Origin of the sequence: Terrabacter terrigena (genome assembly GCF_042676085.1) — a bacterium.
GTDB classification, from domain to species: Bacteria; Actinomycetota; Actinomycetes; order Actinomycetales; family Dermatophilaceae; genus Terrabacter; species Terrabacter terrigena.
The window spans coordinates 1-20,105 of sequence record NZ_JBHTKH010000020.1 but is presented as its reverse complement, the minus strand read 5'-3'; the positions used below and the strand labels follow the sequence as shown (position 1 = coordinate 20,105).

General features: G+C 69.6%; 17 protein-coding genes and 2 tRNA genes. 9 read left to right on the top strand and 10 right to left on the bottom strand.

Going from position 1 to position 20,105, the window contains the following annotated elements; all coding sequences use genetic code 11:
* Window positions 1-16 precede the first annotated feature (16 nt).
* The 5 genes from ACFQ2V_RS19545 to xylB all read left to right on the top strand — a co-directional run bounded on the left by ACFQ2V_RS19545 (window position 17) and on the right by xylB (window position 5,593).
* Entirely contained in the window at window positions 17-970 is a 954-nt protein-coding gene (locus tag ACFQ2V_RS19545) for a carbohydrate ABC transporter permease (protein ID WP_386054614.1), read from the top strand.
* Complete coding sequence (locus ACFQ2V_RS19540) at window positions 967-1,791, top strand: carbohydrate ABC transporter permease (RefSeq protein ID WP_386054613.1); 825 nt, start codon at window positions 967-969, stop codon at window positions 1,789-1,791. The genes ACFQ2V_RS19545 and ACFQ2V_RS19540 overlap by 4 nt, the downstream gene beginning before the upstream one ends.
* Window positions 1,788-2,567: an SDR family oxidoreductase gene (locus tag ACFQ2V_RS19535; protein ID WP_386054612.1), complete on the top strand. Its 780-nt coding sequence runs from the start codon at window positions 1,788-1,790 to the stop codon at window positions 2,565-2,567. The genes ACFQ2V_RS19540 and ACFQ2V_RS19535 overlap by 4 nt, the downstream gene beginning before the upstream one ends.
* An 87-nt stretch (window positions 2,568-2,654) precedes the next feature.
* Complete coding sequence (locus ACFQ2V_RS19530) at window positions 2,655-4,172, top strand: mannitol dehydrogenase family protein (RefSeq protein WP_386054611.1); 1,518 nt, start codon at window positions 2,655-2,657, stop codon at window positions 4,170-4,172.
* Window positions 4,148-5,593: a xylulokinase gene (gene xylB / locus ACFQ2V_RS19525; RefSeq protein WP_386054610.1), complete on the top strand. Its 1,446-nt coding sequence runs from the start codon at window positions 4,148-4,150 to the stop codon at window positions 5,591-5,593. The genes ACFQ2V_RS19530 and xylB overlap by 25 nt, the downstream gene beginning before the upstream one ends.
* 11 nt (window positions 5,594-5,604) lie before the next feature.
* Here xylB and ACFQ2V_RS19520 read toward each other — a convergent pair whose 3' ends face one another.
* The 6 genes from ACFQ2V_RS19520 to ACFQ2V_RS19495 form a co-directional block, all read right to left on the bottom strand.
* Window positions 5,605-6,315, bottom strand: a complete 711-nt coding sequence (locus ACFQ2V_RS19520) for a flavodoxin family protein (protein ID WP_386054609.1) — start codon at window positions 6,313-6,315, stop codon at window positions 5,605-5,607.
* Between the two features lie 69 nt (window positions 6,316-6,384).
* Window positions 6,385-8,145 (bottom strand): arginine--tRNA ligase, encoded by a 1,761-nt coding sequence (gene argS / locus ACFQ2V_RS19515; RefSeq protein WP_386054608.1) that lies wholly within the window; start codon window positions 8,143-8,145, stop codon window positions 6,385-6,387.
* A gap of 67 nt (window positions 8,146-8,212) precedes the next feature.
* Window positions 8,213-9,865 carry a sunset domain-containing protein gene (locus ACFQ2V_RS19510; RefSeq protein ID WP_386054607.1) on the bottom strand — a complete coding sequence of 551 codons (1,653 nt, stop codon included), beginning with the start codon at window positions 9,863-9,865 and terminating at the stop codon, window positions 8,213-8,215.
* A gap of 167 nt (window positions 9,866-10,032) precedes the next feature.
* Window positions 10,033-11,673 (bottom strand): AMP-binding protein, encoded by a 1,641-nt coding sequence (locus ACFQ2V_RS19505; RefSeq protein WP_386054606.1) that lies wholly within the window; start codon window positions 11,671-11,673, stop codon window positions 10,033-10,035.
* A 110-nt stretch (window positions 11,674-11,783) separates the two neighbouring features.
* Window positions 11,784-12,467: a maleylpyruvate isomerase family mycothiol-dependent enzyme gene (locus ACFQ2V_RS19500; protein WP_386054605.1), complete on the bottom strand. Its 684-nt coding sequence runs from the start codon at window positions 12,465-12,467 to the stop codon at window positions 11,784-11,786.
* A gap of 59 nt (window positions 12,468-12,526) precedes the next feature.
* A complete protein-coding gene (locus ACFQ2V_RS19495) occupies window positions 12,527-12,640 on the bottom strand; it encodes a mycothiol-dependent nitroreductase Rv2466c family protein (RefSeq protein ID WP_386054660.1) in 114 nt (37 codons plus the stop codon).
* 85 nt (window positions 12,641-12,725) lie between these two features.
* On the opposite strand from ACFQ2V_RS19495, the gene ACFQ2V_RS19490 reads away from it, so the two are divergent.
* The gene (locus ACFQ2V_RS19490; protein WP_386054604.1) at window positions 12,726-13,187 is read left to right on the top strand and encodes a MarR family winged helix-turn-helix transcriptional regulator; all 462 of its coding nucleotides are present in this window, start codon (window positions 12,726-12,728) and stop codon (window positions 13,185-13,187) included.
* A gap of 96 nt (window positions 13,188-13,283) precedes the next feature.
* Here ACFQ2V_RS19490 and ACFQ2V_RS19485 read toward each other — a convergent pair.
* Window positions 13,284-13,356 (bottom strand) — tRNA-Arg (locus ACFQ2V_RS19485).
* A gap of 419 nt (window positions 13,357-13,775) precedes the next feature.
* Here ACFQ2V_RS19485 and ACFQ2V_RS19480 point away from each other — a divergent pair.
* Window positions 13,776-15,620 carry a phosphoenolpyruvate carboxykinase (GTP) gene (locus ACFQ2V_RS19480; RefSeq protein WP_386054603.1) on the top strand — a complete coding sequence of 615 codons (1,845 nt, stop codon included), beginning with the start codon at window positions 13,776-13,778 and terminating at the stop codon, window positions 15,618-15,620.
* A gap of 103 nt (window positions 15,621-15,723) precedes the next feature.
* Window positions 15,724-16,224, top strand: a complete 501-nt coding sequence (locus ACFQ2V_RS19475) for a DUF6328 family protein (RefSeq protein WP_386054602.1) — start codon at window positions 15,724-15,726, stop codon at window positions 16,222-16,224.
* Window positions 16,225-16,435: 211 nt separating this feature from the next.
* Here ACFQ2V_RS19475 and ACFQ2V_RS19470 read toward each other — a convergent pair.
* Window positions 16,436-16,522 (bottom strand) — tRNA-Ser (locus ACFQ2V_RS19470).
* Between the two features lie 192 nt (window positions 16,523-16,714).
* Here ACFQ2V_RS19470 and ACFQ2V_RS19465 point away from each other — a divergent pair.
* The gene (locus ACFQ2V_RS19465; protein WP_386054601.1) at window positions 16,715-18,250 is read left to right on the top strand and encodes an LCP family protein; all 1,536 of its coding nucleotides are present in this window, start codon (window positions 16,715-16,717) and stop codon (window positions 18,248-18,250) included.
* A gap of 235 nt (window positions 18,251-18,485) precedes the next feature.
* On the opposite strand, the gene ACFQ2V_RS19460 is transcribed toward ACFQ2V_RS19465, so the two are convergent.
* Both ACFQ2V_RS19460 and folP read right to left on the bottom strand, forming a co-directional pair.
* Window positions 18,486-18,689 (bottom strand): cold-shock protein, encoded by a 204-nt coding sequence (locus ACFQ2V_RS19460; RefSeq protein WP_013491183.1) that lies wholly within the window; start codon window positions 18,687-18,689, stop codon window positions 18,486-18,488.
* Window positions 18,690-18,917: 228 nt separating this feature from the next.
* A complete protein-coding gene (gene folP, locus ACFQ2V_RS19455; protein ID WP_386054659.1) occupies window positions 18,918-19,877 on the bottom strand; it encodes a dihydropteroate synthase in 960 nt (319 codons plus the stop codon).
* Window positions 19,878-20,105: the final 228 nt, after the last annotated feature.

Below are 20,105 nucleotides of genomic sequence, written 5' to 3'. Positions count from 1 at the left end.
ACGAGGGAGTGCCGACATGACGACAACCACGACCACCACACAACCCACCGAGCTCGACGACGTCCGGGCCGTGACCGCAACGGACAAGCGCCGTCTGCAGCGCAAGGAGCTCTGGAGGAACCGGGGCCTGGTGCTGCCGGCGGTCATCTTTCTCATCCTGCTGACGCAGATTCCGTTCCTCACCACCATCGGCTTCTCGCTGACGAAGTGGAACCTGCTCTACCCCAACGAGCGTGCCTTCGCGGGGTTCGACAACTACACGAGTGCACTGACCTCGGGCGACCTGTGGCCCTCGATCGTCGCCACGGTGCTCATCACCGCCTTCTCGGTCACCCTCGCGGTGCTCTTCGGCCTGCTCTTCGCTGTGCTGCTCGACCGCCAGTTCCACGGGCGGGCAGTGGCCCGGACGCTGATGATCACACCCTTCCTCATCATGCCGGCGGCCGCAGCGCTCATCTGGAAGTACTCGATGTTCGACACCAACATCGGGATGCTGAACTGGCTCTTCCGGGCGCTGCACCTGCCGGTCGTGTCGTGGAGCACCGAGCACCCGATGATGACGGTCGTCATCGTGCTCACGTGGCAGTTCACGCCGTTCATGATGCTGATCCTCCTGGCCGGACTGCAGGGGCAGGACAAGGGCATCCTCGAGGCCGCCCAGGTCGATGGTGCGGGCACCTGGCGCACCTTCACGTGGATCACGTTGCCCCACCTCCGGATGTACATCGAGATCGGGGTGCTCCTCGGCTCGGTCATCATCCTCCAGGTCTTCGACCCGATCGCCATCCTCACCAAGGGCACTGGCGGTACGAAGACCCTCGCCTACCTCCTCTACGAGCGAGCCTTCATCGGCCTCGACGTCGGGCAGGCAGCGGCATACGGCGTCGTGACCGTCATCCTCACGATCATCGTCGCGACCATCGCGCTCAAGAGCGTCTTCAAGGTCTTCATGGCAGGAGGAAGCCGATGAACAGCTCGACCCGCTCGGCCCGCGGGGCCCTCGTCACCCTCGTCACCTGGATCCTCGTCCTCATCTTCTTCTTCCCCGTGCTGTGGATGTTCCTCAACGGGTTCAAGCCGGAGTCGCTGGCGTCGTCCGTCAACCCGTCGTTCATCTTCAAGCCCGTGACGGAGGGCTACCGGCTCGCCATGGATCGCGGGATGGCCGGCTACCTCCAGAACTCGCTGACCGCGGCGGTGACCTCGACGGTCATCTCGGTCCTCCTCGCGATCCCGGCCGCGTACGCGCTCTCGATCCGCCGGGTGAAGAACGTGCAGAACTCGCTGTCCTTCTTCATCTCGACCCGGTTCATGCCGCTCGCCGCGATCGTGCTGCCGCTCTTCATGATCTTCAAGACGGTCGGGCTGCTCGACAACATCTACGTCCTCGCCATCGTCTACGGCGCGATGAACCTGCCCGTGACAGTGTGGATGATGCGCTCGTTCCTCCTCGAGGTCCCCTTCGAGATCATCGAGGCGGCGCGCGTGGACGGTGCCGGGATGTTCCGCGAGATCGTTCGGATCGTGCTGCCGCTCGTCCTGCCCGGTGTCGCGGCCGCTGCGCTCATCAGCTTCATCTTCGCCTGGAACGAGTACTTCCTCGCCCTGCTGCTGACGAGCTCGGCCGCCCGCACCACCCCGCCCTTCCTCGGCAGCTTCGTCGATGGACGAGGACAGTTCCTCGCGGTCCTCTCGGCGGCCGCGACGATCGCCGCGCTGCCGGTCATCATCGCGGGCTGGGTGGCGCAGAAGCAGCTCGTCCGTGGCCTCTCGATGGGAGCGATCAAGTGACCAGCACCGCCATCCGACCCGAAGGACACCCCGCCATGGAGCACGGACGCAGCCTCGAGGACACGGTCGTCGTCGTCACCGGCGCCGGCGGCGGCATCGGCGGCGCCATCACCCGACTGGTGCTCGAGGCCGGCGGCCGCGTCGTGGCCGGCGACGTGCGGCCCGACGCGCTCGCCCCGCTTCGCGACACGTGGGACGAGGACCGCCTCACCACCCACGTCGGCGACGTCAGGGGCGAGGCCACGGCAGACGCGCTCGTCAGCGCCGGCGTCGCAGCCTTCGGCCGCGTCGACTCCGTGGTGGCGAACGCGGCTGTCGGCTTCTACGGCGGGGTGCTCGACTACTCAGCGGACGAGGTCTCGCTCATGGTGGACGTCAACGTCAAGGGCACGGTCTGGCTGGCACGAGCGGCCGTGCGCCAGTTCCGGGCCCAGGGCGACGGCGGCGACATCGTCATCATCGGCTCGGTGGCCGGCCTCCTCATCGGCGGCGGCAAGGAGGCGGTGTACGCCGCGACCAAGGGGGCGCAGATCAACCTCGGCTATGCCCTCGACCGTGAGCTGCGCGGCGAAGGCATCCGGACCACGACGATCGCACCGGCAGGCGTCAACACCGCCTTCGCAGCGGCGGACGGACGCTTCGGCGACCGTGACCCGTCCGAGGGCGACTTCATGGAGCCGTCCGACATCGCGCAGGCGGTCACCTACACCTTGCGTCAGCCGCGAAGGATGCGCACCGAGCTGTGGACGATGTGGAGTATGTCCGAGCCGCACTGACGCCACACGTCGACCCCCGTGGCGACAGGGCCCCCCGCCACGGGGGCGCTTCCCTCCACTCAACCCTCGAGACCACGCAGAGGACCCATGACCAGCACTCCCGCACCGCCGCCATCACGACCGTCGCAGCTGTCGGCGAGCACGTATGCCGCCCTGCCGCCCCGAGTGGGTCGGCCGGCATACGACCGCGGCAAGGTCACGGCGGGCATCGTGCACTTCGGTGTCGGCGGCTTCCACCGCGCGCACGAGGCGATGTACCTCGACCAGCTCATGGAGCAGGGCGAGGCGCTCGACTGGGGCATCTGCGGCGTCGGCGCCCTGCCCCACGACCGACGGATCGTCGACACGTTGACGGCGCAGGACGGCCTCTACACCCTCGTCGTCAAGCACCCCGACGGGCACCGCGAGCCGCGGGTGATCGGCAGCATCGTCGAGATGATGTTCGCGCCGGACGACCCGCAGGCTGTCGTCGACCGACTCGCCGACCCACGCACACGCATCGTGTCGCTGACCATCACCGAGGGCGGCTACCTCGTCAACCAGGTGACGGGCGAGTTCGACGCCTCCGACCCGTCGATCCGGGCCGACCTCGAGGAGGGGGCGGTCCCGCGCACCGTCTTCGGCTATGTCGTGGCGGGCCTCGCGGCCCGACGGGCCGCCGGCCAGTCGCCGTTCACCGTGATGTCGTGCGACAACCTGCCCGGCAACGGCGACGTCGCCCGCAGGATGATGACGGCGTTCGCCCGGCTCAAGGACCCTGGCCTCGCCGACTGGATGGACGAGCACGTGCAGTTCCCCAACTGCATGGTCGACCGCATCACCCCGGTGACGACGCAGGACGACATCGACCGGCTCGCCGACGAGTTCGGTGTGCAGGACGACTGGCCCGTCGTGTGCGAGCCGTTCACGCAGTGGGTGCTCGAGGACCACTTCACCGACGGGCGTCCCCCGTTCGAGGACGCCGGCGTGCAGCTCGTCGACGACGTCGTGCCCTACGAGCTGATGAAGCTGCGGCTGCTCAACGCGAGCCACCAGGCACTCTGCTACCTCGGCTACCTCGCGGGCTACCGCTACGCCCACGAGGTCTGCCAGGACCCGCTCTTCGTCGACTTCCTGCTCGGCTACATGGAGCGCGAAGGCACACCGACGCTGCCCGACGTGCCCGGGGTCGATCTCGACGCGTACCGCCACCAGCTCGTCGAGCGGTTCGCCAACCCGGAGGTGCGCGACACGCTCGCCCGGCTGTGCGCCGAGTCGTCCGACCGCATCCCCAAGTGGCTCGTGCCCGTCATCAACCAGAACCTCGCGGAGGGCGGCGAGGTCGAGCGCTCGGCGCTCGTCGTCGCCTCGTGGGCGCGCTACGCCGAGGGGGTCGACGAGCGAGGCGAGCCGATCGAGGTCGTCGACCGCATCAGGGACCGCGTCATGGCGGCCGCCGCCCGGCAGGGCGACGACCCGCTCGCGTTCCTGCGCGACGAGGACCTCTTCGGTGGGCTCGCCGACGACGCCCGGTTCGCCGAGGTCTACACCGAAGCCCTGTCGGCCTTGCACGAGAAGGGCGCTCGGGAGACGCTGCAGTCATGGAGCACGCGGGTGAGCACGTGACCGATGGCCAGACCCTCGTCGCCGGGGTCGACAGCTCGACCCAGTCCACGAAGATCGTCGTCTGCGACGCCGAGACGGGCGCGGTGGTGCGAACGGCCCGGGCGCCGCACCCCGACGGCACGGAGGTCCATCCGGACCGGTGGTGGGACGCGTTCGAGCAGGCGAGCAGCGGCGGCATCCTCGACGGGGTGGCCGCCGTCGCCGTGGGCGGGCAGCAGCACGGCATGGTCGCGCTCGACGAGACCGACGCGGTGGTGCGCGACGCCCTGCTGTGGAACGACACGCGCAGCGCCCAGGCCGCCGGCGACCTGACGGACGAGCTCGGTGGGCCCTCGGCCTGGGTCGACGCCGTGGGTCTCGTGCTCGTGCCGAGCTTCACCGTGACCAAGCTGCGCTGGCTTGCCCAGCACGAGCCCGAGAACGCCGCTCGAGTCGCGCGCGTGGTCCTGCCGCACGACTGGCTGACAGGCCGGATCCTGCAGCAGGGCAACGGGTTCGAGCAATGGACCACCGACCGGGGCGACGCCTCGGGCACGGGCTACTGGTCGGCGGCCACCGGCGACTACCGTCCCGACCTGCTCGAGCGGGCCTTCGGTCGCGACCTCGCCGTGCCGCGCGTGCTCCAACCCTACGAGGCCGCGGGGCACACCTCGGACGGCATGTTGGTCGCCGCAGGCACCGGAGACAACATGGGTGCGGCACTCGGCCTGACGCTGCACCCGGGCGACGTCGTCGTCTCCCTCGGCACGAGCGGCACCGTCTTCACGCCGCACCGGTCTGCGATCCGCGACGAGACGGGTGCCATCGCCGGGTTCGCCGACGCGACCGGCCACCACCTCCCGCTCATGTGCACCCTCAACGCCGCACGAGTGCTGACGGCGGCCGCGTCGATGCTCGGCGTGGACCTCGCAGAGCTCGACCGTCTCGCGCTGCAGGCCTCTCCGGGCGCCGGCGGCCTGAGCCTGCTGCCCTACCTCGACGGTGAGAGGACCCCCGACCTCCCCGACGCGACCGGCACGCTCAGCGGGCTGACACGCTCCAACTCGGCTCCCGAGAACCTCGCCCGTGCTGCGGTCGAGGGCATGCTGTGCAACCTCGTCGCGGGCGTCGACGCCCTGCGCGCGCACGACGTCGCCGTCGACCGCGTGCTGCTCATCGGCGGCGCAGCCGCGTCGCGGGCGGTGCGCGAGATCGCGCCCGGGCTCTTCCGTGCGCCCGTCGTCGTGCCGGCACCGGCCGAGTACGTCGGGGTGGGGGCCGCCCGTCAGGCCGCGTGGGCCCTTTCAGGCGAGCAGGACCCGCCCACCTGGTCGCTCGACGTCGACTCGGAGTATGCCGTCGCCGCCGGTGACGCCGAGGCGCACGCAGCCGTCGTGGCGCGCTACCAGGACCTGCTCGGGCGCACCCACGGCGGCGCCTGACACGATGACGGTCAGCGGTACTCGGGGTTGTGCCAGCCGAAGTGGTTGCCCTCGTTCCACGCCGAGCGCTGGTTGCCGTAGGCCGGCACACCGCCCGCCTCGTGCAACATGCGCGCGAGGTGCATCAGGTTCCACGTCATGAACGTCGTGTTGCGGTTGGTGAAGTCGTTCTCCGGGCCGCCGCTACCGGGATCCAGGTAGCTGGGCCCGGGGCCCGCCTCGCCGATCCAGCCGGCGTCGGCGTTGGGCGGGATCGTGTAGCCGACGTGCTGCAGGCTGTAGAGCACGTTCTGCGCGCAGTGCTTGATGCCGTCCTCGTTGCCCGTGATGAGGCACCCGGCGACCCGACCGTAGAAGAGGTACTGACCCTTCTCGTTGAGCTGGCCGCTGAGCGAGTAGATCCGCTCGATGAAGCGCTTGGTGATGCTCGAGTTGTCGCCGAGCCAGATCGGGCCCGCGACCACGAGGATCTGGCTCTCGAGGATTCCGGGGTAGAGGTCCGGCCACGCGTCGCTCTCCCAGCCGTGCTCACGCATGTCGGGGTAGACGCCCGTCGCGACGTCGTGGTCGACGAAGCGGATCTCGTCGACCGTGACACCGTGCTCGCGCATGATGGCAGCACTGGCATCGACCAGGCCCTGGGTGTGGCTCGGCTCGGGGCTCTTCTTCAGGGTGCAGTTGACGTAGGTGGCCTTCAGGCCGGTGAAGTCCCAGTCGCTCATGTCCCGACTCTCCTCCCTCCCGTGCAGGTTGGCAGGGAATCGGCCACCGCGACCGGGACGGCACCCGCCTCACATCTGGTCGGGTGACTCCAGGCCGAGAAGGTCGAGGCCAGTCGTCATGACGCGGAACACGAGTGCGCACAGGGTGAGCCGCGACTCCCTGACCTCGTCCCGGTCGGCCTTGAGCACCGGGCAGTTCTCGTAGAACGCGGAGAAGGTCTGGGCCAGCTCGAACAGGTAGCCCGCGAGCCGGTGCGGCTCGTAGGTCGCGCCGACCTCGGCCACGACGTCACCGAAGTCGAGCAGGTGCATCGCGAGCGCCCGCTCGTGCGGCTCGCGGACCAGCAGCGTCGCGTGCTGCACCGCCGGGTCGTGGCCGGCCTGGCGGAAGATCGACCGGATGCGCGCGACGACGTACTGCAGGTACGGGCCCGTGTTGCCGGTGAGCGCGACCATGCGGTCGAGGTCGAAGACGTACTCGCTGTCGTGCGCGACGGAGAGGTCGGCGTACTTCACTGCGCCGATGCCGATCTGGCGCGCGATGGTCGCCCGGGTCGCGTCGTCGAGCTCGGGACGGGTCTCGTCGATGACCGCCTGGGCCTTCTCCACGGCCTCCTCCAGCAGCGCCATCAGCCGCAGCGGCTTGCCGGAGCGGGTCTTGAGGATCTTGCGGTCGTCGCCGAGCACGTTGCCGATCTGCACGTGGACGACCTCGATGTCGTCGGGCAGCCAGCCGGCCTTGCGCGCAGTGTCCCAGACCATGTTGAGGTGCAACGACTGCGGAGCCCCGATGACGTAGAGCACCCGGTCGGCCTTGAGGTCCTCGACGCGGTGCTTGATCGTCGCCAGGTCGCTGGTGCCGTAGTTGTAGCCGCCGTCGGACTTGCGGATGATGAGCGGCACCGGCTTGCCCTCGCGGCCGGTATAGCCGTCGAGGAAGACGCAGAGCGCGCCGTCGGAGACCGTCGCGATGCCCTTCTCCTCGAGCTCGGCGCAGATGCCGGCCAGGGCGTCGTTGTAGGTCGACTCGCCCGCGAGGTCGTCGTCGGTGAGGGTGATGCCGAGCATCGAGTAGATCTTGTTGAAGTAGATCTTCGACAGGTCGACGAGCCCGTTCCAGAGCTTCAGCGTCTCGGGGTCACCAGCCTGCAGCCTGACCACCCGGGTGCGGGCACGCACGTGGAAGTCGCCGGCGCTACCCGGCGGGTCAGCCTTGTCGGCCGTGTCGAACTTGACGCGCGCAGCCTGGTAGAACGCGTTGGGGTCGCTGACGAGCAGGTCGGCCTCCTCGGACTCGCGGCCCACGTCGAGCAGGTGCTCGATGAGCATGCCGAAGGGGGTGCCCCAGTCGCCGATGTGGTTCTGCCGGATGACGTGGTGTCCGAGGTGCTCGAGCGTGCGCGCCAGCGAGTCGCCGACGACCGTGGTGCGCAGGTGCCCGACGTGCATCTCCTTGGCCACGTTGGGCGCCGAGTAGTCGATCGGGATGTTCTGCGCCGGCTGGAGGGCGACGCCGGTGCGCTCGTCGGCCTCGACCTCCTGCAGCAGGCTCGCCAGCCAGGCGTCCGTGAACGTGAGGTTGATGAAGCCGGGCCCGCTGACCTCGACCTTGTCGCACACGCCGTCGAGCTCGAGCGCGTCGACGATCTTCGACGCGACCTCACGGGGCGGCATACCGACCTTCTTGGCCAGGGCCAGCGCGGCGTTGACCTGCACGTCGGCGAACTGCGACGGACGCAGCACCGGGTCGGCCTCGCGGAAGTCGTCGCCGAGGGCGGCGGCGATCGCGGACTGGACCTTGGGCGTGAGCGCGACGAGCGGTGAAACCATGCGGGCCAGTCTATGAGCGCACGTCGAGTGCCCGCGCCACGGTTTCAGCCGGGCGCGGGCAGCTCGTTCACTCGCCGCGCTTGGTGAAGCCGGCCCGGCGGGCCGCCTCCTCGTTGTAGAACCAGACGTCCGGCTCGTTGTCGTCGTAGCCCTCGTCGTCGGGGCCGAGGAAGGTCGTGCCCTCACGGGTGCCCTTGACCGCGTGGCCGAGGGGCTGTGCCCCGTCACCGATCGGCGCTGCCGAGCCGAGGCCGTAACCACCGTCGACGACCTCGTCGAACGCCGAGACCCGACGGCCTGACGACGACGAGGCCTCCTCCTGCGCGCTCTCGTCCGTCGACCCGCCGGCGTATGCCGTGTCGCCGCCTTCCGCACTGGCCGTCCGGGCGTCGTCGTCGCCGGGGTACGCGGCCTCGGTGACGTCGGTCGCCGGCTCGGCCTCCTGGCCGCGCGGCTCCTCGGTGGTCGAACCGACCGGCTCGTCGACGGACTCGACCTCGTCGCTCTCGTGCGAGTGCGGGGCCATGTCGACGTCGGTTCCCTCGTCGGCCGGCTCCTCGGAGTCCCCCGGGCCTCGCTGTCCGGGAGTGGTCGCCCACGGCTGGCCCCGGTGGTCTCCGGGGTCTCCAGCGGGGGTCCCGCCCTCGGCCACCACCTCGTCCCGGTCGGCGAGCGCCGGCACGTCCACGCGGTCCTCGTCGTCGGCGGCCTGCGCCTGCGACGGGACACCGTCGTCGCGGTCTCCCTCGTCGGTGCCGGCATCGAGGGTGTCGGTCGCCGAGTCGCTGCTCTCCGATGCGGGCGCGTCGTCCGCGTCGGAGGTCTGCTGCGCCGTCAGCTCGTCGTTCGTCTGCTCGTCCACGGGGTCACCATCCATGGTGTCGTCGGAGTCGGCCCCGCCTTCGCCGGGCTCGTCCTCCGCATACCCAGACCCGGCGTCCACCGTCTCGGTCTCCTCGCTGATGGCATCCTCGCGGGCGGTCTCCTCGCGGGCGGTCTCCTCGCGGGCGGTCTCCTCGCGGGTGGTGTCTTGGGCGGTGGCGTCAGGGCTGTGCCCGACGCCGGGGTCCGAGGGCTCCCAGGCGGGTTCCTCGTACCGGCTGGGCCGCGCCTCCTCCGCCGCCTCGTCCGGCTCCGCGGCGGACTCGGCCGGCGCGAAGGGGTTCTCCGCGTCGGCAAGGTCGTCCTCGTCGTCGTCCTCGTCGTGGTCGCCGGCGAAGACCGCTGCACCGGCGCCCGCCGCGCCAGCACCGGCCGCTGCAGCCGCACTCCGTCGGGAGGGGTCCTCCTGGCCGGGAAGGCGGTTGCCGTCGTCGTCGAGACGGTAGCCCGCGTCGTCCGTGCGCACGTCGGGGTCGACGCGGTCTGCCTCACGTTCGAGGCCTTCGTGCTCTGCGCGGGCCGACTCGGCAGCAGCCCGGTGCTGCTCGGCCTGCTGCTCGAGGCGGCGGGCCTCGTCGGCGCGCTGCTTGGCCTCGGCGGCCGTGCGCTCGGCCTCGGCCCGTGCGTCCTCCGCCATGGCGGCGGTGACCGACGCGCGGTCCTGGCTCCCCTGGACCTCCGGCCGGCGCTCCTCGACCCTGGCCCGGAGCTCACCGGCCTCGAAGCGGCGGGCCTCGACCTCACGTCGTCGTCCGGCGTTGACGAAGAGCCACACGATGATGCCGATGACGATGACAGCCACCGCGATCCACACGACCAGCTTGACGGTGTCGGACATGTCAATCCCCTCATGGTTTGCGGACCTTCTCGACCGGTCCCTCCGGAAACCTACTGCGGGAGCAGCCCCGGGCGGCAGGTAGCGCGCCGTCGGCGTCGACGTGTTGCGCGCATGAGTGACGAATCGCCTTGAACCGGGACGGTGTCCGAACGCTGCGCAGCCGGGGGTCAGCCGAGACCGAGCTTCTTCGCCGTGGTCTCACGCATCTCGACCTTGCGGATCTTGCCCGTGACCGTCATCGGGAACTCGTCGACGATCTCGACGTAGCGCGGGATCTTGTAGTGCGCGAGCCGTCCCGTGCAGAACTCGCGCACCGCCTCGGCCGTGAGCGGAGTCGCCCCGTCCTTCATGCGGATCCACGCGCACAGCTCCTCGCCGTACTTCTCGTCCGGCACCCCGATGACCTGCGCGTCGAGGATGTCGGGGTGCGTGTAGAGGAACTCCTCGATCTCACGCGGGTACACGTTCTCGCCGCCGCGGATCACCATGTCCTTGATGCGACCGGTGATCTCGACGTAGCCGTCGTCGTGCATGACGCCGATGTCACCGGTGTGCATCCACCCGTCGTCGATGGCCTCGGCCGTCTTGTCGGGCTGCTCCCAGTAGCCGAGCATCACCGAGTAGCCCTTCGTCATGAATTCGCCCGCCTGACCGCGCGGGAGGGTCTTCCCGCTCACCGGGTCGGCGATCTTGATCTCCAGGTGCGGCCCCACCCGGCCCACGGTGCCGACCTTCTGCTCGAAGGTGTCGTCGGTGCGGTTCTGGGTCGAGACCGGTGACGTCTCGGTCATGCCGTAGCAGATCGTCATCTCCTCGATGCCCGCGGCGATCAGCTTCTTCATCAGCTCTGCGGGACAAGGGGATCCGGCCATGATGCCGGTGCGCACGCTCGACAGGTCATAGCTGTCGAAGTCGGGCAGGTTCCACTCGGCGATGAACATCGTCGGCACGCCGTAGAGCGAGGTCACCTTCTCGTCCTGGGTGGCCCGCAGCGTCGCGGCCGGGTCGAACCCCGGCGCCGGGATCACCATGCACGCGCCGTGGGTCGTGCAGGCGAGGTTTCCCATGACCATGCCGAAGCAGTGGTAGAAGGGCACGGGGATGCAGACCCGGTCGGCCTCGGTGTAGTCGCAGAGCTCGCCGACGAAGTAGCCGTTGTTGAGGATGTTGCGGTGGCTGAGGGTGGCGCCCTTCGGGAATCCCGTTGTGCCAGAGGTGTACTGGATGTTGATCGCGTCGGTGTTCGACAGCCCCGCCTGCACCCGCGCCAGCTCGTCGGCCGACACCTCGTCGGCACGCGCGATGAGGTCGTCCCAGTCGCTCGTGCCGATGTAGACGACGCGAACGAGCCCCGGCACCTCGTCGCGCACCTCGTCGACCATCTGCCGGTAGCTGCTCGTCTTGAACGACTCCGCGGCGATGAGGGTCGAGATGCCGGCCTGGCCCAGGACGTACTGCAGCTCGTGTGCCCGGTAGGCGGGGTTGATGTTGACGAGGATGGCCCCGATCTTCGCCGTCGCGTACTGCACCAACGTCCACTCGGAGCAGTTCGGCGCCCAGATGCCGACGCGGTCCCCCGTGGCGACCCCCACTGCCAGCAGCGCCCGAGCGAGCCGGTCCACGTCGGCCTGCAGGGCGGCGTACGTCCAGCGTCTCCCCTGCGTGACGTCGACCAGCGCCTCACGGTCGCCGAAGCGCGCCACGGTGGAGTCGAAGTTGTCGCCGATCGTCTGCTCGATGAGAGGCGGCTCGGTCTCGCCCCGCGTGTGCGACAGCGTGGCGTCGAGGGTGTCGAGAACGTCGGTCATCGGGTGCCTCCGTGCGGCCGTGGACGGTTCACCCACACCCAACCCCGCGAGTCCTGCGGCGCGCAAGGGATGTCCGGCGTTGCCGTCGCCACACCCGAGCGCGTATGCCGTCAGGCGGGCTGTGCCTGCATCTTGAGCTGGGCGGCACCGTCGCCCTCGAGTCGGGCGAGCGCGATCCGCCGACCCGTGACGAGGAGCAGGAGGGCGCCGGCGGGTCCCGCGACCCGCGGGCCGGCGCCCGCGGACCAGTCGACGTCCGTCGCGACGAGGCGGTAGCCGTCGAGCGGCAGCTGCCGGAAGACCGAGCCCGTCCACCCGTGGCGCGTCGCATAGATGTGGTCGACGGCGATGCGGGCCGCCACCGGTCGCATCTCCAGCTCGATGCCGAGCGGCAGGGCGATGTCCTGGGCGTGCACGAGAGTGTCCGACAGGCTTCCGGCCGGCGCGATGAACGAGTTGTGCCGCCGCGACCCGATGCCGGCCCGGATCAGGTTGATGATCTCGTCGGTGGGCAGGGCCGCCTGCAGCCGCGCCGTGCGGTCGATCATCCGGTTGAGGCTGCCCGCCCGGAGCAGGCTCGGGTGGGCGGCCATGAAGCGGACGACGTCGGCCAGGTGCTGCCGCTGGAGGGTGAGATGTGCGGCCACATGGCGCACCGTCCACCCCTCGCAGAGCGATGGGTGGTCCCACTGGTCGTCGGTGAGCCCTTCGAGCATCGCCACCGTGCGCAGGCGCTGGTCGTCGACCTCCGACCAAATGAGGTCGAGGTCCGGTGTCACGGTTGTCGGTCCCACGTCGATCCCCTTCTCCGTCAGATTCTCTCGTGCGGCGAGCGGTCAGCGGGCCGCGCCGCTCAGGTGAAGACGGGCGGGCCCCGGCGCGTCCGCTTCAACTCGAAGAACTCCGGGTAGCCCGCCAGCAGGCGCGCTCCGTCGAACACCCGGACGGCCTCCTCGCCACGCGGGATCGTTCATTCCCAGACTCTCGGTAGGATCTAGTTCGATAGGCTGACCAATATAGTTCGACTTGCTGACTAGTTTCAAGAGGTGCGCATGACTTCCGAGCCGTCGGACCGCCCCCTGCCGTTCGTGGGCCTGCTCATGTTCATCGCGGCGCGTGACGTCGAGACCCGAGTCACTGCGGCCATGCGCCGTGCGGGCATCGACGACATCACGCTCGCCCAGGCCAGGGTGGCCGCGCGCATCGGGCCGAACGGCACCCGTCTGCGCGACCTGGCCGACCAGGCTCAGGTCACGAAGCAGACGGCCACGGCGCTCGTCGACCGGCTCGAGGCGGCCGGCTGGGTGGAGCGCGTAGCCGACCCAAGCGACGGGCGCGCCCGGCTGGTCCGCCTCACGGCCAAGGCGGCCGCGCTGATGCCCGTCGCCCGGGCCGAGGAGGCACGGATCGAGCGCGACTGGGAGGCCCACCTGGGCCCCCGACGGATGCGCGAGCTGCGCGAGTCGCTCATGCTGCTGCGCGAGATCACCGACCCTTATCGCGACGACGTCTGACGCCGACCGGGGCGGCGCCGCGAGCGGCTACCGCTGGAAGACGAAGGCCCCGGTCGCTTTCGCGGACCGGGGCCTGTTTTCTGTCTCAACACAGAGTGCACCCGAAGGGATTCGAACCCCTAACCTTCTGATCCGTAGTCAGATGCTCTATCCGTTGAGCTACGGGTGCGTCGTCCGCTCACTCGGGCGAACGAGAAGTTACCTTAGCGCCTGCGGTCCGCTTCCACGAAATCGGCCCCCGACGCCCCTGCGCTGCATGCCCGGGAGCCCGCGCGCTCCCCTCCCGCGCATGCGTCCGGCCGCGTTGTCCCGTCAGGACATCCGCCTACGGTCGAGTAGTGAAATTCCTGCAAGAAACCGACAGCGTCGCGTCGGATTTCTTGCGCGGCACGGACGTTGTGAGGCGTCTCACCGCCACGGCCCCCGCCAGCGGCCAAAGCCGCTGCCGACGACGCGTACCTTGAAGTCATCACGTCATCTGTTCAGCATGTGGACACCTGCAGCCCGATCCGGGCTCGCCCAGGATCCACGTGGGGAGCAGCTTCACACCGGCACGACGTGGTGCCGGGCGGCACCGCGCGCGAAGGGATGGGCCCCGAGTTGACCACGACCCACGAGAAACAGACACACACGACGCACGCGGGCCTGGCCGCGTGGGTCGAGCAGGTCGCCGAGCTGACCCAGCCGCGCGACATCCGCTGGATCACCGGCTCCCCCGAGGAGTGGACCGAGCTCACCGACGAGCTCGTCGAGGCCGGCACGTTCGTCCGGCTCAACGAGGAGAAGAAGCCGAACTCCTTCTACTGTGCGAGCGACCCGTCCGACGTCGCCCGGGTCGAGGACCGCACCTACATCTGCTCGGTCGACGAGAAGGATGCCGGGCCCACCAACAACTGGATGGCGCCCGACGAGATGAAGGCTCGGATGACCGAGCTCTACCGCGGGTCCATGCAGGGCCGCACCATGTACGTCATCCCCTTCGTCATGGGCCACCTCGACGCCAAGGTCCCGATGTTCGGGGTCGAGATCACCGACTCGGCCTACGTCGTCGTCTCGATGCTCGTCATGGCCCGCTGCGGCGACAACGTGCTGCGCAAGATCGAGGAGACCGACGCGGCATACGTCCCCGCCCTCCACTCGGTCGGCGCCCCGCTCGCCGAAGGCCAGGCCGACGTGCCGTGGCCGTGCTCCGACACGAAGTACATCGTCCACTTCCCCGAGGAGCGCACCATCTGGAGCTACGGCTCCGGCTACGGCGGCAACGCCCTGCTCGGCAAGAAGTGCTACTCGCTGCGCATCGCCTCGGCGATCGCCCGCGACGAGGGCTGGATGGCCGAGCACATGCTCATCCTCAAGCTCACCTCGCCCAAGGGCTCGGTCCACTACGTCGCCGCCGCGTTCCCGTCGGCGTGCGGCAAGACCAACCTCGCGATGATCACGCCGACCATCCCCGGCTGGAAGGCCGAGATGGTCGGCGACGACATCGCCTGGATGCGCTTCGGCGAGGACGGTCGCCTGTATGCCGTCAACCCGGAGTTCGGCCTCTTCGGCGTCGCGCCCGGCACCGGGGCGTCGACCAACCCCAACGCGATGGCCACGATCGAGAAGGGCAACTCGGTCTTCACCAACGTCGCCCTCACCGACGACGGCGACGTGTGGTGGGAGGGCATGACCGACGAGCCGCCGGCACACCTGACCGACTGGCACGGCAACGACTGGACGCCCGAGGACGGCAAGGCCGGGAGGCTCTCGAGCCACCCGAACAGCCGCTTCTGCACGCCCGCGTCGCAGTGCCCGATGATCGCCCCGGAGTACGACAACCCCGACGGCGTGCCGATCGACGCCATCCTCTTCGGCGGCCGCCGCAAGACGACCGTGCCCCTCGTCTACGAGTCGCGCGACTGGACGCACGGCACGTTCATCGGCGCGACCCTCTCCTCGGAGACGACGGCCGCCGCGACGGGCGCCGTCGGCGTCGTTCGCCGCGACCCGATGGCGATGCTGCCCTTCCTGGGCTACAACGCGAGCGACTACTTCGCTCACTGGCTCTCCATCGGCAAGGGCGCCGACGCGTCCAAGCTGCCGCGGATCTTCGGCGTCAACTGGTTCCGCCGCGACGAGGAGGACGGCTCGTTCCTCTGGCCGGGCTTCGGCGAGAACAGCCGCGTGCTCGAGTGGGTCGTGGCCCGCCTCGAGGGCGAGGCCGACGCGGTCGAGACCCCGATCGGCCTCGTGCCGACCGAGGGCGCGCTCGACGTCGACGGCCTCGACCTCACGCCCGAGCAGGTCGCGAAGGCCATCGCCGTCAACGCGTCCGACTGGGAGAAGGAGCTGCCCCTCATCGAGGAGTGGTTCGGCAAGTTCGGCGACCAGCTCCCCGCCGAGCTGTGGGCGGAGCTCGACGGCCTCAAGGCCCGAGTCAGCGGTCACTGAGAGGACGGTCCGCCGCCTGATTGCCGGCGGGCTGCGGACGACGTGATGCAGGGCCCGGCACCGACAGGTGCCGGGCCCTTCGTCATGGGGGTACATCTTGACCATGAGCGACCCACAGCCCTACACCCGCGACGAGAGCGAAGCCGATCGCCTCGACCGCAACTTCGGTGAGCAGCTCCAGGAGCTGCGCATCGCCCAGGCCGGTGTCCAGATCCTCTTCGCCTTCCTGCTGACCATCCCCTTCCAGCAGCGCTTCACGACGTTGAGCGAGATCCAGCGGACGATCTACGTCATCACGCTGCTCGCCGTCGCCGTCAGCACGCTCGTGTTCATGGCACCAGTCGCGATGCACCGCATGCTCTTCCGCGAGGGCCTCAAGGACTTCGTCGTGCGCCACACCGACACCCTCATCGGCACGGGGCTGTTCTTCCTCGTCGTCGGCATCGTCGGGGGCGTCGTTCTCGTGCTGGACGTGCTCCTCTCGCACACCACGGCCTTCTGGATCGGCGGCGTCATCGCCGCGCTCGCCACCTGGCTCTGGGTGGCCCTGCCGATGTCGCAACGGCGACGGCGCCGACGCGAGAAGGCCGTCGAGCAGGACTGAGCCCAGCCGTATGCCGGCGGGCGCGCCATGCGCGTGGGCGCGGTCGGCGGCGGGAACCGTCACGTGCGTGCGGTCGGCGGCGGGAACCGTCGCTGGGGAGGCTTCTCGTTCCTCGGGGGCCCCAGCTCCTCCCACATCCCACGTGTTCTGTTCCAGAACGGCTGAAGGACCCCGACGAAAAGCGTGTCGGGGTCCTTCAGCCGTTCTGGAGCGGAGGCGGCGGGATTTGAACCCGCGAGAGGTTTTATCCTCAACCCGCTTAGCAGGCGGGCGCACTAGGCCACTATGCGACGCCTCCGTGCCCGAACCGAGGCCACCGGGGCGACGTCGGATGCACGGGCGAGCACAGGCTACCGGCACCACCGGGCGGGGCCCAAACCGGGGTGACTCGGATTGACCTGCGACACATGGTCCGATGCGGCATCTATCAGGTTCGCAGGGCACAATGTGCTGTCGGCTCGTGCGCGCGGGCCGATCCAGAGAGGACTCCATGACCTACCCGAACGCGCGAGGTCCCGTTGCGGCCGCGAGCCGAGAGGCACTCCGACGAGAGCTGTCATCCGGTTTCCGCCGGGCCCTCGGCCTCACCGCTCTCGGCACCGTCGTCCCGGGTGCCGGCCTCACGCAGACGCGCAGCCGCCGCGTCGGCTGGCTGATCCTGCTCCTCGCGATCGTCACCCTGGCCGTCGGGGGCTACTACGTCCTGCGCACCGGCGTGACGAACGCCGCCCTGTCGGTCGTGGCACGTCCCAACGTGTTGCAGGCCCTTGCGATCGCCTTCGTCGTCGGCGGCATCCTGTGGTGCGGATCCATCATCCTCACTGCCGTGCAGTCCCGGCCGACCCGGCTCGACCGGGCACGCACCCGCGCCCTGGCCGCCTTCACGACCCTCATGGTCTTCCTCGTCGCGGCCTCCTCGTTCAAGTTCGCCGAGTACGCCAGCATCACCCAGACCACCGTCGCCCAGGTCTTCGGCAGCACGCCCGTCAAGCCCGGTGTCGGCGCGCAGGTCGCCGAGGGCGACGACCCGTGGGCCGACCAGGCGCGCGTCAACGTGCTGCTCCTCGGCTCCGACGCCGGCGTGGGCCGCACCGGCACCCGCACCGACTCGATGATCGTCGCGAGCATCGACACCAAGAGCGGCCGCACCGCTCTGATCTCGCTGCCCCGCAACCTCCAGCGCGTCCCGCTGCCGAAGTCCAGCCCGCTGCGCGGTCTTTACCCGAGCGGCGTCTACGGCCGGCCCGTCTGCTTCCGCGAGCAGAAGGACCCCAACGACCAGTGCATGCTCAACGCGGTGTGGACCGAGGTCGACCAGTACCGCCAGGACCACCCCGGCTCCTACAGTGGCGCGGCGCCCGGCCGTGACGAGATCCGCAACGTCATCTCCGAGGTGCTCGGCCTCAAGATCGACCACACCGTCGTCGTCGACCTCAAGGGCTTCGCACAGCTCATCGACGCGATGGGCGGCGTGACGATCAACGTCAAGCTGAGCGGGTTCGGCACCAAGCTGCCCATCGGTGGCCACAGCGACGGCAACGGCGGCGTCATCGGTGAGTCCGGCTACTTCAGCCCGGGCCGTCAGCACCTCTCGGGCAACCTCGCTCTCTGGTACGCCCGCACCCGCGCGGCCGACAGCGACACCTATCGGCAGGCGCGCCAGCGCTGCGTGGTGCAGGCCGTCGTCAAGCAGGTCGACCCGGCGTCGATGGTCGCGAAGTACCCCGAGATCGCGCGGATTGCCCGCGACAACATCTACACCGACATCCCGGCGCAGAACCTCCCCGCCTTCGTCAACCTCATCGAGCGCGTCCAGAAGAGCGGCAAGATCACCAGCCTCGCACTGTCCCAGGTGCCCGACTTCAACTCGGTCAGGCCCGACTACGACGCGATCCGCGCCTTCATCCAGAAGGGCATCGCGCCCCCGAAGCCGACGCCGAGCAGCAGCACGACCTCGTCGCCCACGCCGAAGCCGACCAAGACGTCGTCGTCGCCGACCACCGCGTCCTACGACGAGTGCGGCTGAGCCCCCTCACCGAAGCCGGCGAGCAGCCGGGCCGAGCCCGCGGACCTTCCTGATCGAGAGAGCGATCCGTCCGTTCGGAGGGATCGCCTCTCGATGGCCCGCCCGGGTGCACCGGGCGGCGGGTCCGCCGCCGGCGGACCGGTCGCGGGACACAACAAAGCCCCCGGCCGCTGGCCGGGGGCTTTGTCACAAACGACTGAGGTTGGTGTCGCTCGTTGCTGTTGATCTCGTGTGATCAGAGCGGGCGAACTGCGTCGGCCTGCGGGCCCTTCGGACCCTGCGTGACCTCGAACTCGACTCGCTGTGCCTCGTCCAGCGAACGGTAGCCGTTCGACTGAATGGCCGAGTAGTGGACGAAAACGTCGGGGCCGCCGCCGTCCTGGGCGATGAAGCCAAAGCCCTTCTCAGCGTTGAACCACTTGACGGTTCCCTGTGCCATACGGGTAACTCTTCCTTCTTTAGCGTATGGGACAACGCACCTCGCGCATCCCAAGCTGCCGCTTTGACTCCACTCGACGGGCGAACCCACCGAAGCCGACAAAGAAATCCCGCCACCGTTGCGGATGACGGGCACCTGCTCGACTACGAGGAACTGCAACTGCAACCGCGACGAACCTAGCAGAATACCGGCCGGTCGGCCCGTCGGACCGAGTGCTTTTTACCCAGCTCACGCGCCGTTCGTCGCAGCGCCCGGGGCGGGCTCGTGCGCCGTGCCGGACCGGACGCCGCGCAGCGCCACCTGCTGGGGCCGGTCCCCGCGGATCGTGGCGACCATGTCGACCACCCGCCGGGTGGCCCGCACGTCGTGGGCGCGGAAGACGGTGGCGCCGAGCCACGCCGCGACCGCCGTGGCGGCGAGTGAGCCCTCCAGCCGCTCCTCCGCCGGCAGGTCGAGCGCCTCACCGACGAAGTCCTTGCGCGACATCGCCTGCAGCACAGGGTAGTTCAGCGCGACGACGTCAGCCGTGTGTCGCAGCACCTCCAGCGAGTGCGCAGTCGTCTTGCCGAAGTCGAGGGTCGGGTCGACGAGGATGCGCTCCCTGGGTATGCCGGCCCGCTCGGCCTCGTGAGCCCCGCGGGCGAGGGTGCGCACGACGTCGCGCACGACGTCCAGAGGGTCGTCGCCGTAGGTGACGTCGACGGGGTCGGTGCGCGGGGGAAGGCCGCCGGTATGTGAGATCACGTAGCCCGCGCCGATGGCCGACGCGACGTGCACGAGGTCACGGTCGTGGCCCGCCCAGGTGTCGTTGACGAGGTCGACCACGCCTTCGGCCTCGCGCGCCACCTCCGATCGCCACGTGTCGAGGCTGAGGAGGACGTCCGGGTAGGCCTCACGCGCCCACTCGAGGAACGGCACAACCCGACGGGTCTCCTCGTCGGCGTCGACGACCTCGCCCTCCTGGCCGGCTCGCACGCCGCCGACGTCGACGAGGTCGGCGCCGAGCTCGACGGCGCGCGCGAGGGCCGACTTCGCGGACTCGAGGTCTGCGTGCCGGTTGCCGCTGAAGAAGGAGTCGGGGGTGCGGTTGACGATCGCCATGACGGCCGGGGCCGCGGCGTCGAATCGCTTGCCGCGCAGGACGAGTGGACGTGCCGCGGGCAGTCCCACAGGGGCCAGACGGTCCAGGATCTCGGCGGTCGTGGGCCCGGGATCCGGGTCGGGATGTCTGGTCACACTGTCGTATCTCACGAGGTCCTTGGAAGGTCAATGGTCGACCGCGCCATGGTTGCAGAACTGTTATGATTGCCTCGCAGACGTCGTCCGCGGCCCGACCACGCGACAGCGTCCCGGGGCGTGGTGGGCTTTGAGGTGATCCTCGGTGCCTATTCGCCGCTGTCGATCGCGGCGATGGGT

Bases quoted from the DNA above. Each gene is read 5' to 3' on its own strand.
- ACFQ2V_RS19545 (WP_386054614.1), top strand. From the start codon at position 17: ATGACGACAACCACGACCACCACACAACCCACCGAGCTCGACGACGTC.
- argS (WP_386054608.1), bottom strand. From the start codon at position 8,145: ATGGTTTCACCGCTCGTCGCGCTCACGCCCAAGGTCCAGTCCGCGATC.
- ACFQ2V_RS19480 (WP_386054603.1), top strand. From the start codon at position 13,776: ATGGGCCCCGAGTTGACCACGACCCACGAGAAACAGACACACACGACG.
- ACFQ2V_RS19475 (WP_386054602.1), top strand. From the start codon at position 15,724: ATGAGCGACCCACAGCCCTACACCCGCGACGAGAGCGAAGCCGATCGC.
- ACFQ2V_RS19490 (WP_386054604.1), top strand. From the start codon at position 12,726: ATGACTTCCGAGCCGTCGGACCGCCCCCTGCCGTTCGTGGGCCTGCTC.
- ACFQ2V_RS19510 (WP_386054607.1), bottom strand. From the start codon at position 9,865: ATGTCCGACACCGTCAAGCTGGTCGTGTGGATCGCGGTGGCTGTCATC.
- ACFQ2V_RS19540 (WP_386054613.1), top strand. From the start codon at position 967: ATGAACAGCTCGACCCGCTCGGCCCGCGGGGCCCTCGTCACCCTCGTC.
- xylB (WP_386054610.1), top strand. From the start codon at position 4,148: ATGGAGCACGCGGGTGAGCACGTGACCGATGGCCAGACCCTCGTCGCC.
- ACFQ2V_RS19530 (WP_386054611.1), top strand. From the start codon at position 2,655: ATGACCAGCACTCCCGCACCGCCGCCATCACGACCGTCGCAGCTGTCG.
- ACFQ2V_RS19465 (WP_386054601.1), top strand. From the start codon at position 16,715: ATGACCTACCCGAACGCGCGAGGTCCCGTTGCGGCCGCGAGCCGAGAG.
- ACFQ2V_RS19520 (WP_386054609.1), bottom strand. From the start codon at position 6,315: ATGAGCGACTGGGACTTCACCGGCCTGAAGGCCACCTACGTCAACTGC.
- ACFQ2V_RS19460 (WP_013491183.1), bottom strand. From the start codon at position 18,689: ATGGCACAGGGAACCGTCAAGTGGTTCAACGCTGAGAAGGGCTTTGGC.
- ACFQ2V_RS19505 (WP_386054606.1), bottom strand. From the start codon at position 11,673: ATGACCGACGTTCTCGACACCCTCGACGCCACGCTGTCGCACACGCGG.